Raw genomic sequence first — 13,540 nt, forward strand, 5'->3', positions numbered from 1 at the left:
AACCAGAGCCAGCAGAGCGTGCTGAAGCTGCTCGGCTGATCCGGACCGGCACCGGCACCGCCCCCCGCAGGGTGACGGTGCCCGGTCGGACCCGCCTTTCGGTACATCTGTGAGGCGGTATGGAACCCCGGTGGCTCACGCCATCGGGGTTTTCCGGTTCTGGACCGCGGCGTGCTCGCGCGGATCAAAGTTTCCGGAACGCGACCATGTGCTGGCCGCGCGGGTGGCCCCAGTCGCCGATATGCTCGACCGTCAGCGGCAGATCCTCAACGACAAAGCCAAGGTCGCGGCGGTCGTAATGGTAAAATGCGCGGTCGCTGTGGCTCACGACGCCCTCGGGCGGGTGTACGATCGCCGCCTCGCGATCCTGGCCCGGTTCGACCTCGAAGATCGTCGCGTACAGCCGCGCATCGGTCCTCAACGATGGCGCCAGCCGCGCGAGGCATCGGCGGATACGGTTGAGCGACAGGTGCGTGAACAGCGAGTGCGCGATGGCGACATCGAACCGCGCGTCGATCCGGTCGAACGCGAAATCGGCAAGGCACAGCAGTTGGTCGCGCGGCTGGCGATCCTGCACCCCGCAGCGGCGCAGCTCCAGGTCATAGCCGATCCGCAGCAGCGTCTCGTTCTTGTCGATGCCCCAATAGTTGCCGGGATCGAGATAGGGGATGATCCTAACGCCGGCGCGCAGCGGGCCGCAGCCGATGTCGAGCAGGACGTGATGCGCCGCCAGTCCGCGGGCGATCAGGAACTCCAGCTGGAGACGGCCGATCTCCTCCCATGCCCCGCCTATGACGGCGCGGTGCCGGCCGGCGAGAGTCTGCCGATCGATTTCCGACGGGTCGTCATAGGCCGATTCCGTCATGATCGCGGTGCGCAGGCGATGCGCGTGCGGATGACGGCGACGGCCATCGCCCGGCGATCGTCGTGATACGCGCATCGCCCGATTGCGTTCGGCAGCATGTCGACCAGCAGGTGGATGCGGCGTTGCGTGCCTGTATTGCGGACGGCGTGCGGGGCGATGTTGTTGAGCTCGTACATTATGCCCTCGGCCAGCGTGTACGGCGCGTCGTCTATCTCGAACACGACGTCGGCATTTGTGACGATCGGCACGTGCAGGCGGTGGATCGCGGCCAGGATGCCGTCGTCGCGGTGTCGCCCGATCGCGGCGCTCGGTGGCAGGTCGGCGATCTGCACGCGCAGGGTGTCGCAATGCGGGTAGGTCGGACGGATCGCGGTTTCGATCAGGCGGTCGACGATGTCGAAAATCGGATGCCGCATGTTGCGCAGGACGTTGACGATCCCGCTCGTGCGCGCCTCGTCCAGCGTGCAGCGGTCGAACGTCGCGGGCGTGTCGTTATACAGGAATATCGCGGCACCCGGCCGGTCGCCGGCGAGCGCCACCCGGTCCGCCTTGTCCAAGCTCCAGGCATCGGCGTCCAGCGACAGCACCGCGGTCCTTAGCGCAACGATATCGACGCGCCCAAGCTCGATCAACGACGTGTCGAGGTTCATCCGGTCCCGCTCCCTGTAGAGGGGAGCATAGGCTGAATTACGCCGCGGTAAACGGCTGATCGCGCAGTGGCCGGATCAATGCTGGCGGGCGAGCGCCTTCTTCAACTTGGCGTGGGCGGACGCCTTTATCTGGCAAACGCGTGCGGAGCCGACGCCGAAGACTTCGCCGATTTCCTCGAGGTTGAGTTCCTCTACGTAGTATAGCTGGATCACTTGTGCCTCGCGTTCGGGGAGTGCGGTGATCGCCTTGATCAGGGCTTCGCGCATGTCGCTGTCGGCGAGCTGCTCGAACGCGTCGGGCGTGTCGTCGGCGAACCAGGGGAGATCGTCCGCATACATCTCGTCGATCGAATCGAAGCGGATTGAGTCGGCGGTGACGTAGTCGGTGCGGAGTTTCTCGATCGTGACGCCGATATGCTCTGCGATCATGTCTTCTCCCGGGGCTTTGCCGGTGCGGGCGGTCAGCGTCGAGATCGCGTCTGCGTATTGGCGACGGCGACGCATTGCGCCGCGCGTGCTCGTGGCCTGGCGGCGGAGTTCGTCGATCATGCTGCCGCGCAAACGCGTGATCAGGTAGGTCTTGAACGGCATGCCGCGCTCGTCGAAATTCGCGGCGGCCTCGACCAGTGCGACCAGGCCGACCTGGATCAAATCCTCGACCTCGACGCTGCTGCTCATGCTGCCATGCACGTGCCAGGCGATCCGGCGGACCAGCGGCAGATGCTGTTTGACGAGCTGGTCCGCGTCGCCGCCGGGGCGTTGGTGCGGGCGGTAGGTGAGGGGCTGGCCGGTGAATGGCTGCGAGTCTGCGAAGGCACCGCGCATCGGGAGGGCGCTCATGCGGCCAGCGCCTGTTGCGAGGCGCCGATGACGGCGACGACTTCGACGGCCTTTTCCTCCGGCACCTCGAAGAACGACATCACCGGCGTATCGGGCAGGCAGGTCTTCACCAGCTTGCGGATGGCGATGCGGATGGCCGGCTGGACGACCAGCGCGAACGGTTTCGCCTCGGCGATCAGCGGCTCGGCGGCGCGTTGCAGCGCCTCGACGATGCGGCGGCCGAGATCGGGTTCGATGACGTGGCGGCGCGATTGATCGGCGCGCATCGCCTGGCCGAGCAGACCTTCCAATTGACCCTCCAACGTCATGACGCGCAGCGGTTCGCGCACGCCGCACAGTTTCTGGATGATGAGCGCGCCGAGCTCGGGACGGATCGTCTCGATTATCTCCTCGGCATCCTGCGTGCGCTGCGCCGCGACCGCGATGGCCCCTGCGATGCGCCGGAATTCCTTGAGCGGCACGTTCTCCGCGAGCAGACCTTTCAGGACCTGCGTCAGCGTCGTGATCGGCAGCGGCGCGAGCGCGGCCACCAACTGCGCGGCGCGCTCCTTGAGGCCGTCGAGCAGCGCCTGCACCTCGTCCTGGCCGAGCAGCTCGGCCGCGTTCTGGCCGAGCAGGTGGTTGAGGTGCGTCGCCATCACGGTACCGGGATCGACCACGAGATAGCCGGCCCCCGTCGCGGCATCGGCGTCGCTCGCATCGACCCAGGTCGCGTCGAGGCCGAAGGTCGGATCCTTGACCTTCTTGCCGAACAGGTCGCCGAACGCCTGGCCCGTATCGAGCGCGAGCATCTCGTCGGGCGACACGGTGTCCTCGCCGACGACGACGCCGTTGACGAGGATGCGATAGACGTACGGCGCGAGGTTGATGTCGTCGCGCACGCGGACCTGCGGCACGACGAACCCGAGTTCCTTCGACAGCTGCCGACGCACACCGGTAATCCGGCCCATCAGCGGCGACCCGCGCCGCTCGTCGGCAAGGGGGACCAGTCCGTAACCAATGTCGAGATTGACCTGCATCCCGTCGGTGACCTCGTCCCAGCCGATCCTCGACTGGTCGATCGTCTCGACCGGCACGATGACGACGGGGGCGGGGCGCAGTTCGATCTGGCGCAGTTTCCACGCGGCGAACCCGGCGATCGCGGCCGCGGAAAGGATCACCATGTGCGGCATGCCAGGCAAGATGCCGAGGAGGGCGAGGATGACCGCGACCGGAGTCCAGGTGCGGGGCGACCCGAACTGGCCGCCGATCTGGCCAGCGAGATCCTTGTCGGAGGTGACGCGCGTGACGATCGAGGCGGCGGCGATGGACAGCATCAGCGACGGCAACTGCGCGACGAGCGCGTCGCCGATCGCGAGCAGGATGTAGTTATGCGCGGCGTCGGCGATCGTCATGCCGTGGCTGACGGGCCCCAGGATCAGGCCGCCGATGATGTTGGCGGCGAGGATCAGCATCGCCGCGACCGCATCGCCCTTCACGAATTTCGACGAGCCGTCCATCGAACCGTAGAAATCGGCTTCGGTCGAGACTTCGACGCGGCGGGCCTTGGCCTCGTCCGGGGTGATCAGGCCGGCGTTCAGGTCGGCGTCGATCGCCATCTGCTTGCCGGGCAGTGCGTCGAGCGTGAAGCGCGCGCTGACTTCGGACACGCGACCCGCGCCCTTGGTCACGACGATCATGTTGATGATCATCAGGATCGCGAAGACGAAGATGCCGACGACATAATCGCCGCCGATCAGGAACGTCCCGAACGCCTCGATGACATGGCCCGCGGCGCTCTCGCCCTCGTGGCCGTGGACCAGCACGATGCGCGTCGAGGCGACGTTGAGGCCGAGGCGGAACAACGTGGCGAACAGCAGCACGGTCGGAAAGGCGGAGAAGTCGAGTGGCTTCTGTGCGTTGAGCGCGACCATCAGCACGGCGAGGCTGATCGCGATGTTCGCCACGAAGAAGATGTCGAGCATGAACGCCGGGATCGGCACGACCATGACGAGCACGAGCAGCAGGATCGCGAGCGGCAGCACAGACGCGCGAGCGTTGGAAAGGATGCGGTTCATCGCTTAGCCGCCCAGCCGTGCGAGCATCATGTACGCGAGCCGTGCGGTCTCGGGGGTCGGGCGCAGGATGCTGGCAGCGGCCTGCGTCGTCCGACCGGTGAACTTGCCCATCGCCGTTGTGGCCCAGGCGAGCGCGTCGTCGGCGCTTTCGTTGCTGCCGGTGATGACCGTGCTGCCGTCCATGTCGAGCGCCTGTGACGCGTAGCTGGTGGACGTTGCGGTCGCGCTAGCGCCGGCGGCGGCACCGCCGAGCTTGTCGGCGAAGCGGTCGTAGATCGCGGACAGCGTGCGCGGCTGGTTGTTCGAATCGTAGAAGACGTTGTGGTTGGCGCGCGCGGCGGCGGGGAACAGCGCGGCGCCGCTCGCCTGCGGGTTGGCCTGCATCGTCTTCAGGAACTTGGTCGCGCCGCCGAGCCCCATGAAATGCGCCATGTAGAGATCGGTGCCCGACGCCGGGCGGTTCAGCGTGGCTTCGAGCGAGGCCTTGTTGTCCGACGCATATTCCGCGGCCATCAGCGAGGCGGCGTTGGGATCGTTGCGCAGTGCGAGGATTGCGGCCTTGGTGCCGGCATCGCCGACCGAGAGACGCCCGCTCGACGACTGGCCGATGCTGTTCGCAGCCCAGGCCATGCCGTGCTCGGCGCCGTGCTTCTTGACGACGGAGAGCCAGCTCTGTTCGATGAACTGGTAGAGGCCGGATGCGCTCGACGTGCCGGCCTTGGCATTGGCGTTGAGCCCGCTCTCGAGCTTCGCCTGGCCCAGCAGATAGTCGAAATCCACGCCCGTCTTGCTGCTCGCAAGCGCGATCGCGGACTGGATCCGGCCGGTAGTGATAGGATTGACGGTCATGCCCGTGTGCGGTGCCCCTGGTTCAGGGGGGTCTCAGCAAGGGGCGTGCCAGTTTTGTAAGTGCAGGCTGCAATCGCCCCGGTCCACAACGTGCTCCCCTCCCTGGAAGGGAGGGGCAGGGGGTGGGTCGGCCGGCTTGTGCCTCGACGGTTCGAAGCTTGGGGAAGCCGACCCACCCCCAACCCCTCCCTTTCAGGGAGGGGCGCAGAAGTCAGGCGTACGCCGCCCTCAGGCCCGGCCGATAGCCGGCAACGGCGCCGTCGCCGGTCAGGGTTTGCAGGCGGCGGCGGACATTTGCCGCCATCAGATTGGTATAGATCCGGCAGGTCTCGTTGAGCCGGTTGGCCTCGTCGGCCAGCTCGCGGATCTCGGTGCCCGCGGGGCCGGTACCCAGCACCGCGATCTGTTCGATACCGGCGAGCTTGTCCGCCGTCGCACGCTCCAGGCTGGCGACGTCGTTCGATTTCAGCGCGGCGATCTCGGCATGGAGCGCGTCGATCACGCGGATCAGGGCATCACGCCTTGTCATTCGAAGTCCAGTCCAGGCGAAGCGCCATCAGCCGATCGGCGATGGTCGCGGGAAGGATCGGGAAATTGCCGCTGGCGATCGCCTTCTTGATCTCGGCGACGCGCGAGGCATTGACCGGCGGGGCGGATGCCATCGACTTGGCGAGCGCGATCGACTTCGGTTGTGGCGCAGCTTGCGTTGCCGTCTGTACCGGCGTCTGAACGACCGTCGTCGGCGTCGCGGCGGCGATGCGCGCGACGGAGCGATCTCCTGCTACTGACGGCTTCGCGCCGATCGAGTCCACCATGTCCGCATCCTCTGGTTTGCGCTGACATCAGGAGAAACGGCCGCACCGACAAAAGCTTTAGGCAAATTAATCTGTTGGTCGGAATTTAGTTCGACCGGGCTCAGTTCGACCAGCCGGGAAGCGTCGCGCGGCCGGCGTCGACCGCGATCGCCTGGACCGGCGTGCGGGTGTCGTCGACCTTGACCATAAAGCGGCCGCCGGGGGCTGCGTCGCCCATCGCGACGCCCTCGCGGCTGATCGAGAATCCCTCGGTGCCGGCCTCGATCACGATCGGATCGCCGCGCTTGATGACCGGGGCGACCTTGGCGGCGGGAACGAACGACGCGGCGATCGCGGCGGGGGCGTTCGCCGGCCGGATGACCGGCACGAAGATCCGCCACGCGGGGCCGGCGCAGGATATGACGACCGCATCATGCTGCTCGGTGCGCCACGACAGCGACACCGTCGGACAGGTCGCGAGGCGCAGTCGCGCGTCGACCGGCGTACGCGCGCCACCCTCGGCGCCGGTCGGGCGGCCGGTAAAGGCGGCGACCGAGCGATCGAGCGCGGCGGTATCCTGGAAGCTGGCGGCGACGAGCAGGAGCGGGAGGATCATGGGGTTGTCCTAAGCGGTTCGCCGACAAAGGCGACGGAGACGATGGCGGCGCGGCGGCCGGGCTTGGTGGCGGTGACGATCGCGACCCGAGCCGGTGCGACCGCGGCGAGCGCGGCGGCGACGGCGCGCGCGCGGTCGGCGGCGAGGATCGCGGCGCTGCCGGTCACGCGGTCGATATCGGCGGGCGTGCCGTCGGTCGAGCCGGTGACGGTGAACATCACGCGGGGATCACGCGCGGCCTCGCGCGCCCAGGCGACCAGCGCGCCGGGCGTGGTCGGCAGGATCGCCGAGCCGGGCGCGAAATCGAGGATGCCGGCGGCGGCGACGGGCATCGGCGCCGGCTCCGCATCGTTCGCACCGAAGCCTTCGCGGATACCCTTTGCCAAATCCTTGCCGCCGATGTGCTGCGTCGCCTGCAGGAGCACGAGAAAGCCGACCAGCAACAGCGCGAGGTCGGCGAGCGTGATCAGCCAGAGCGGCTTGCCGGTCGGCGAGTCGGGGTATTCGCTGGCGTTCACGCGACGGTGGCCAGGCTTGGACCTGGATGGGGTGTCACATACCCGCGCGGCGTCTCGCGTTCGGCGAGCGCCACGAGCGGCGCTTCGATCCGGGCGCGTTCGAACGCCTCGTTGCGGCCCTGCGCGCGCAGGCGGTTGGCGATCGGCATGAAGAGCAGGTTGGCGAATAGTGCGCCGTACAGCGTGGCGAGCAGTGCCACCGCCATCGCGCCGCCGATCGCGCCGGGATCGCTCATCGTCGCGAACATCTGCGCGAGGCCGATCAGCGTGCCGACCATGCCCATCGCCGGCGCGACCTCTGCCGCGCCGGCCCAGACGTCGGCGGCGGCGACGTGGCGCTCTATGCGGGCGCGACGGCGGTGCTGAACGAGCGTCGCGACGTCGGTGGCCGAGGCGCCGTCGACGATCGCGGCGATGCCCGCGGCGACGTCCCTGTCGGTGATGACCGAGCGATCGAGTGCCATCACGCCGTGACGCTTGGCGATGCGGGCGAGCGCGGTGATCTGCTGGAGCAACGGGTCGGCATCGAACCGTCCGCGGGCGAGCGTCGTGACGGCGGCGAGCGCGCGACCGAGATCGCGGAAAGGGGTGCGGAGGACGACCGCCAGCACCGTGCCGCCACCGACGATGGCGAACGCTGCGGGGTCGAGGAGTTGGGCGAGCGTGATCATGTGCGTGGGGTGATGCAAGGGGTGTGCCGGATTGGGAGGGCGCGGTCCTGCGTGATGTTGGGGCCCTGGTCTTCTGTTCCCCTCCCTCGTGAAGGGAGGGGCTAGGGGTGGGTGGGTTCGTTGCTGTCTCCGGAATTCGCCAAGCGGCCCACCCACCCCCGGCCCCTCCCTTCACGAGGGAGGGGGGAAGAAGGGTAGTGTTTGGGCCATTCAGCACCACCCCGGCGCTCCACCCCGGCGAAGGCCGGGGCCCAATTGGAGAGGTCGCAGTAACGACGCGCGCGCTCAGTGAGCGACGTCCCCCAATTGGGCCCCGGCCTTCGCCGGGGTGGTGGAGATTGCCAGCGACAGCACTCCGCTCCTTGTTCTCCCGCGAAGGCGGGAGCCCAGTCTGGGTCCCCGCCTTCGCGGGGAAACATAGTGGTCGTGCGGGCTGGCAGTTCGGTTTGCCGCTTTCAATTAAGCCATCGCATCATACGGCAACCGCCTTGCCGGCCAACCCTGCAACACCGGCAACCGCTTGCCGTTCGCCTTGCCGCCCCCTTGCCGCGACCCGGCAAACCACCATCCGCCACCCTGATCGCCAAAACTGGCACGGCCATTGCTTATGTCCGGTTGCGCAATCGGTGCGCCAGGAGACAGGTCTGTGTCAGGCGACACGCTTTTCGGAGTTCATGGGGCGGCACTCGAGGTGCGCTCGCAGCGCATGGGTGTGCTGGCGTCGAACATCGCCAACGCGTCGACGCCCGGCTTCAAGGCGCGCGACATCGATTTCCAGGCGGCGCTCGCGTCGGTCGAGAATGATGGCGGCACCAATGCGGCCACGAAATACCGCATCCCGACGCAGACCTCGATGGACGGCAACACCGTCGAGCTGAGCCAGGAGCAGACCGCGTTCGCCGAGAACGCCGTCCAGTATCAGACGACGCTGTCGTTCCTGAACGGGCGGATCGGCCAGATTACGCGCGCCTTGAAGGGGGAATAGGATGTCGAACCAGCCCATGACGATCTTCCAGGTCGCCGGCCGCGCGATGTCCGCGCAGCTCGTCCGGATGAACACGACCGCGTCGAACCTCGCCAATGCCGGCGGCACCGCCGGATCCGCCGAGGCCGCGTACAAGACCATGAAGCCCGTGTTCCGCACCAGCTTCGACGCCGCCAGCGGCATGTCCACGGTCGACGTCGAGCGCGTCGTTACCGCGGGCGACGCGCCGACCAAGCGCTACGATCCCGACAATCCGATGGCTGACAAGGATGGCAACATCTTCGAGGCGGCGGTCGATGAAACCCGCGAGATGGTCGACATGATGGAAACCGCCCGCAGCTACCAGAACAACATCGAAGTGATGAACACGGCCAAGTCGCTCATCATCGATACCCTCAAGCTAGGCCGCTGATCATGGCATCCTCCTTCGATACCACGCTGTCCAACCTCGGCATCACGCGCACGTCGACCGCCGCGGCGGCGACCACCACCAAGTCGTCCAGCACGCTAGGCCAGTCCGATTTCCTGAAGCTGATGACCGCGCAAATGCAGAACCAGGATCCGTTCAACCCGGTCGACAACACCCAGATGGTCGCGCAGATGGCGCAGATCTCGACCACGTCGGGCATCTCCGAGATGAACTCGACGATGAAGGCGATCGCCGACAAGCTGGGCGTCACCAGCACCAGTGAAGCGATGGGTTATGTCGGCAAGACCGTCCTGACCGAGGGTAGCACCGCTTACGGTCGCGCGGGCGGCGGCATCGCCGGGTCGGTCGAACTGGCCGGCGCCGCGACCGACGTCAACGTCACGATCAGCGACGCGAACGGCGCGGTGCTGAAGACCATGTCGCTCGGCAAGCAGGCCAAGGGCACGATCGGCTATGACTGGGACGGCAGGGATGCCGCCGGTGCTGATGCCGGCAGCGGGCCGTTCACGGTCGCGGTCGCAGCGCAGAACGACGGCACCACGGTCGGCGCGACCGGCCTGGTCTGGGCGCCCGTCCAGTCGGTGTCGACCACCACCGGCGCCGCCATCCTCACGCTTCCCGGCATCGGCGAAGTCCCCGCCACCGCCGTCCGCCAGATCGGCTGAACCCAGACTTTCCAGGAGCTAAATCGCCATGTCCTTCTATACTTCGCTCTCCGGGCTGCAGGCGTCTCAGACCGAGATGTCGACGATCTCGCACAATCTCGCCAACGTCGCGACCAACGGCTTCAAGAAGAGCCGCACCGAATTCGCCGACGTGATCGCGTCGAGCGTGTCGCAGGCACCGTCGCAGCAGGTCGGCTCCGGTACGGTCGTGAAGGCCAACCGCCAGCAATTCTCGCAGGGGAATTTGATCCAGTCGTCGAACAGCCTCGACCTCGCGGTGTCCGGCGACGGCTTTTTCGCGGTCAAGCCGAACGCGGAATCGGCGACCGTGAACTACACGCGCAACGGCGGCTTCCTGGTCGACGCCAACCGCTATGTGGTCGATGCGCAGGGCTCGCACCTGCAGGTGTTCCCGGTCGACGGCTCGGGCACGGTGGTCGCGACCGGCGTCGATGCCGCACTCAGCCTCCGCTTGCCCGAGACGAGCGGCGTACCGCTGCCGACCAAGACGGTCGGGATGACGCTCAACCTCAATTCCAACTCGGCGATCCCGACGACCACGACGTTCGACCGGTTCGATCCGTCGAGCTACAACCAGTCCGCCCAGACCACCGTCTACGACGCGTCGGGCAACGCGATGACGCTGACCAACTATTTCAAGCGCGTGTCCGCCCCGACGACGGGTAACGCCGACAGCGGCTGGGAAGTCCACAGCTTCGTCGGCGACAAGGAGCTTACGTCGGGTGGTACCGCCGGCACGACGATGACGTTCGACGGCACGGGCAAGATGACCGCCCCCGCGGGGACGATCAAATACGACGAGTTCACCACCGCCAACTCGACCGCGCCGCAGCAGATCGACTTCACCTTCGGCACGGGCACGACGCAGTTGTCGGGCGCGTTCAGCGTCGCCTCGCGCACGCAGGACGGCAAGGCGGTCGGCCAGATCCAGGGCGTGACGGTCGACGAAAAGGGCGTCGTCATGGCGAGCTTCTCGAACGGCGACACCCAGGCGCTCGGGCAGGTGATGCTCGCCAACTTCTCCAACCCCGAAGGCCTGCGCCAGCTCGGCAGCAGCTATTGGCAGTCGACCGGCATCTCCGGCTCGGCGACGCTGGGCTCGGCGGACACCAACGGCTTCGGCAAGCTGATGTCGGGGACGATCGAGGGGTCGAACGTCGACATCACCGAGGAGCTGGTCAACCTGATCGCGGCACAGCGCAATTTCCAGGCGAATTCGAAGGCCCTGGATACCGCCAACCAGATCTCCGAAACCATCTTCAACATCCGCAGCTAAGCACTAGCGGCAGGGGATTCTGAATGGACAAGCTGGTCTACACCGCGGCGACGGGCCTGCGCGCGCACATGGCGGCGCAGGCGGCGATCGCCAACAACATGGCGAACGCGTCGACGACGGGATTCCGCGCCGATCGCGTGGTGTTCGACCGGCTCAACCTGAAGGGCGACGGCAGCACGATCGAGGCACGCGCGCCGACTTCGGAAGAGGTGACCGACGCCGATCGTTCGCCGGGCGCGATCCAGCTGACCGGGCGTCCGCTCGACGTCGCGATCACCGGCACGACCGCGTGGCTCGCGGTGCAGGCGTCGGATGGCTCGGAGGCGTACACCCGCCGCGGTGACCTGGAGGTGGCGCCATCGGGGGTGCTGCAGACCGGCGACGGGCATCCGGTGATCGGCTCGGGGGGGCCGATCACTCTGCCGCCCTACCAGTCGCTGACGATCGCCGCCGACGGGACGATCTCGATCGTGCCGCAGGGTGGCGACGCGAATGCGCCGCAGGTGATCGACAAGCTCAAGCTCGCCGACACCAAGGGGTCGGATACCGTGAAGGGCCTCGACAATCTGCTGCGCGTGCGCGGCGGCGGGGCGCTGCCCGAGGACATGGACGCGAAGGTTCAGGGCGGCGCGATCGAGGGATCGAACGTCAACATGACGCAGGCGCTGGTCGACATGATCGAGAACCAGCGCAGCTACGAAGTCCAGGCCAACATGATGAAATCCGCCAAGGAAATCGACGAAAGCGGTGCATCGCTGATGCGCCTGCCGAGCTAGAAGGAACAGACGAATGTCATCCGCAGCCATGCATATCGCGCGCACCGGGCTCGACGCCCAGGACATGCGCATGCGCGTCATCTCGAACAATCTCGCCAACGTGAACACGACGGGTTTCAAGAAGGACCGCGCCGCGTTCGAGACGCTCGCCTATCAGACCGTCACGACGCCCGGCACGCAGAGCACCGCCGAGACGAAATACGCGACCGGGCTCAACCTCGGCACCGGCGTCCGCATCCAGGGCACTGCGCGGATGGATACGCAGGGCGCGATGCAGACGACCGGCAACAGCCTCGACCTCGCGCTCGACGGCGACGGCTATTTCCAGGTGCAGATGCCCGGCGGCACGCTCGGCTACACCCGCGCCGGCAATTTCTCGCGCTCCGCCGAAGGCCTGCTGGTCACTAGCGAAGGCTATCAGGTGCAGCCCGGCATCACCGTGCCCGAGGGGACGACGGGGATCACGATCGGCCGCGACGGCACCGTCTCGGCGATGGTCCCCGGCCAGACCGAGGCGTCGCAGATCGGCCAGATCCAGGTCGCGAGCTTTCCGAACGGGGCAGGGCTCCAGGCGACCGGCGACAATTACCTGGTCGAGACCGCAGCGAGCGGCGCGGCGAACGTCGGCGTCGCTGGGCAGGACGGTCGCGGCGGGATCAAGCAGGGCATGCTCGAGGCGTCGAACGTCAACGTCGTCGAGGAACTGGTCGACATGATCGAGACTCAGCGCGCGTACGAGGTCAATTCGAAGATGATCTCGGCGACCGACGACATGCTCAAATACGTCAACCAGAACCTGTGATGCGCACCGTCTCAACATCGCTTGCCGCGCTCGCCGCGATCCTCGCTGCGCCGTCGGCAGACGCCAGCCTGTTCGGCAAGAAGGCGCCGCCCGAGGATTTCTCGGTCGCGCGGCCTCTGCCGGTCCAGCCGGTCCCGGTCGTCGCGACCGGTTCGATCTTCCAGGCGCAGGACGGCTATGCCGCGCTGTACGAAGGCTGGCGGGCGCGGAAGGTCGGCGATCCGCTGACGATCGTGCTGGTCGAGCGCACAGCCGCGTCGAAGTCGTCGGGCTCGAAGCTCGACAGCAACGGCTCGGGCAGCATCACGCCACCGACCACGGGCTTCCTCAACCTGTTCAACAAGAGCGACGCGACGCTCAGCGGCGGGCGGACCTTCAACGGCACCGGCGCGGCGGACCAAGCCAACTCGCTGTCGGGTGAGGTCAGCGTCACGGTCGCCGCTGTCTATCCGAACGGCACGATGCTGGTGCAGGGCCAGAAGCGCGTGACGCTCAACCGCGGCGACGAGTTCCTGAAGATCAAGGGCCTGGTCCGCACCGCCGACGTCGACGCCAACAACCGCGTGCAGTCGACCCGGGTCGCCGACGCGCAGATTTCGTACACCGGCAAGGGCGACGTCGCCCGCGCCGGCCGCCAGGGGTGGCTCAGCCGCTTCTTCTCCGTCGTCAGCCCGTTTTGATGATCCGGCGTGCCCTCACCCTTCCCACCCGGCAAGCGCCGGCCG

17 protein-coding genes are annotated in these 13,540 nt (G+C 67.2%); 7 read left to right on the forward strand and 10 right to left on the reverse strand.

What is annotated here, in order from left to right; genetic code table 11:
- Positions 1–184: 184 nt before the first annotated feature.
- The 10 genes from NLI89_RS01005 to NLI89_RS01050 all read right to left on the reverse strand — a co-directional run bounded on the left by NLI89_RS01005 (position 185) and on the right by NLI89_RS01050 (position 7,860).
- The gene (locus NLI89_RS01005) at positions 185–865 is read right to left on the reverse strand and encodes a class I SAM-dependent methyltransferase (RefSeq protein WP_254685289.1); all 681 of its coding nucleotides are present in this window, start codon (positions 863–865) and stop codon (positions 185–187) included.
- Positions 862–1,515: an aspartyl/asparaginyl beta-hydroxylase domain-containing protein gene (locus NLI89_RS01010; RefSeq protein ID WP_254685290.1), complete on the reverse strand. Its 654-nt coding sequence runs from the start codon at positions 1,513–1,515 to the stop codon at positions 862–864. Before NLI89_RS01010 ends, NLI89_RS01005 begins: the two co-directional genes overlap by 4 nt.
- Positions 1,516–1,590: 75 nt before the next feature.
- Entirely contained in the window at positions 1,591–2,355 is a 765-nt protein-coding gene (gene fliA, locus NLI89_RS01015; RefSeq protein ID WP_254685291.1) for a FliA/WhiG family RNA polymerase sigma factor, read from the reverse strand.
- Positions 2,352–4,412 (reverse strand): flagellar biosynthesis protein FlhA, encoded by a 2,061-nt coding sequence (flhA, locus tag NLI89_RS01020; RefSeq protein WP_254685292.1) that lies wholly within the window; start codon positions 4,410–4,412, stop codon positions 2,352–2,354. Before flhA ends, fliA begins: the two co-directional genes overlap by 4 nt.
- A 3-nt stretch (positions 4,413–4,415) precedes the next feature.
- Positions 4,416–5,261 (reverse strand): lytic transglycosylase domain-containing protein, encoded by an 846-nt coding sequence (locus NLI89_RS01025; RefSeq protein WP_254685293.1) that lies wholly within the window; start codon positions 5,259–5,261, stop codon positions 4,416–4,418.
- Positions 5,262–5,472: 211 nt separating this feature from the next.
- A complete protein-coding gene (locus NLI89_RS01030) occupies positions 5,473–5,790 on the reverse strand; it encodes a flagellar protein FlgN (RefSeq protein WP_254685294.1) in 318 nt (105 codons plus the stop codon).
- Positions 5,777–6,076 carry a flagellar biosynthesis anti-sigma factor FlgM gene (gene flgM / locus NLI89_RS01035; RefSeq protein ID WP_254685295.1) on the reverse strand — a complete coding sequence of 100 codons (300 nt, stop codon included), beginning with the start codon at positions 6,074–6,076 and terminating at the stop codon, positions 5,777–5,779. The genes NLI89_RS01030 and flgM overlap by 14 nt, the downstream gene beginning before the upstream one ends.
- A 100-nt stretch (positions 6,077–6,176) precedes the next feature.
- On the reverse strand, positions 6,177–6,671 hold the full coding sequence (locus tag NLI89_RS01040; RefSeq protein WP_254685296.1) for a flagella basal body P-ring formation protein FlgA: 495 nt from the start codon (positions 6,669–6,671) through the stop codon (positions 6,177–6,179).
- On the reverse strand, positions 6,668–7,189 hold the full coding sequence (locus NLI89_RS01045; RefSeq protein WP_254685297.1) for a hypothetical protein: 522 nt from the start codon (positions 7,187–7,189) through the stop codon (positions 6,668–6,670). Before NLI89_RS01045 ends, NLI89_RS01040 begins: the two co-directional genes overlap by 4 nt.
- The gene (locus tag NLI89_RS01050) at positions 7,186–7,860 is read right to left on the reverse strand and encodes a motility protein A (protein ID WP_254685298.1); all 675 of its coding nucleotides are present in this window, start codon (positions 7,858–7,860) and stop codon (positions 7,186–7,188) included. Before NLI89_RS01050 ends, NLI89_RS01045 begins: the two co-directional genes overlap by 4 nt.
- A 646-nt stretch (positions 7,861–8,506) precedes the next feature.
- On the opposite strand from NLI89_RS01050, the gene NLI89_RS01055 reads away from it, so the two are divergent.
- From NLI89_RS01055 to NLI89_RS01085, 7 genes are read left to right on the forward strand one after another with little or no spacing between them, the layout of a single operon-like run.
- Positions 8,507–8,845 (forward strand): flagellar basal body rod protein FlgB, encoded by a 339-nt coding sequence (locus tag NLI89_RS01055; RefSeq protein ID WP_368077231.1) that lies wholly within the window; start codon positions 8,507–8,509, stop codon positions 8,843–8,845.
- Position 8,846: 1 nt separating this feature from the next.
- Positions 8,847–9,257 carry a flagellar basal body rod protein FlgC gene (flgC, locus tag NLI89_RS01060; protein WP_254685300.1) on the forward strand — a complete coding sequence of 137 codons (411 nt, stop codon included), beginning with the start codon at positions 8,847–8,849 and terminating at the stop codon, positions 9,255–9,257.
- Between the two features lie 2 nt (positions 9,258–9,259).
- Positions 9,260–9,940, forward strand: coding sequence for a flagellar hook assembly protein FlgD (locus NLI89_RS01065; RefSeq protein ID WP_254685301.1), 681 nt, complete (start codon positions 9,260–9,262; stop codon positions 9,938–9,940).
- Positions 9,941–9,968: 28 nt separating this feature from the next.
- Positions 9,969–11,237, forward strand: a complete 1,269-nt coding sequence (locus tag NLI89_RS01070) for a flagellar hook protein FlgE (protein ID WP_254685302.1) — start codon at positions 9,969–9,971, stop codon at positions 11,235–11,237.
- 23 nt (positions 11,238–11,260) lie between these two features.
- A complete protein-coding gene (flgF, locus tag NLI89_RS01075; protein WP_254685303.1) occupies positions 11,261–12,013 on the forward strand; it encodes a flagellar basal-body rod protein FlgF in 753 nt (250 codons plus the stop codon).
- A gap of 13 nt (positions 12,014–12,026) precedes the next feature.
- A complete protein-coding gene (flgG, locus tag NLI89_RS01080) occupies positions 12,027–12,815 on the forward strand; it encodes a flagellar basal-body rod protein FlgG (protein WP_254685304.1) in 789 nt (262 codons plus the stop codon).
- Entirely contained in the window at positions 12,815–13,495 is a 681-nt protein-coding gene (locus tag NLI89_RS01085) for a flagellar basal body L-ring protein FlgH (RefSeq protein WP_254685305.1), read from the forward strand. Before flgG ends, NLI89_RS01085 begins: the two co-directional genes overlap by 1 nt.
- Positions 13,496–13,540 lie beyond the last annotated feature (45 nt).

This window comes from Sphingomonas faeni (assembly GCF_024273235.1).
GTDB lineage: Bacteria > Pseudomonadota > Alphaproteobacteria > Sphingomonadales > Sphingomonadaceae > Sphingomonas > Sphingomonas faeni_A.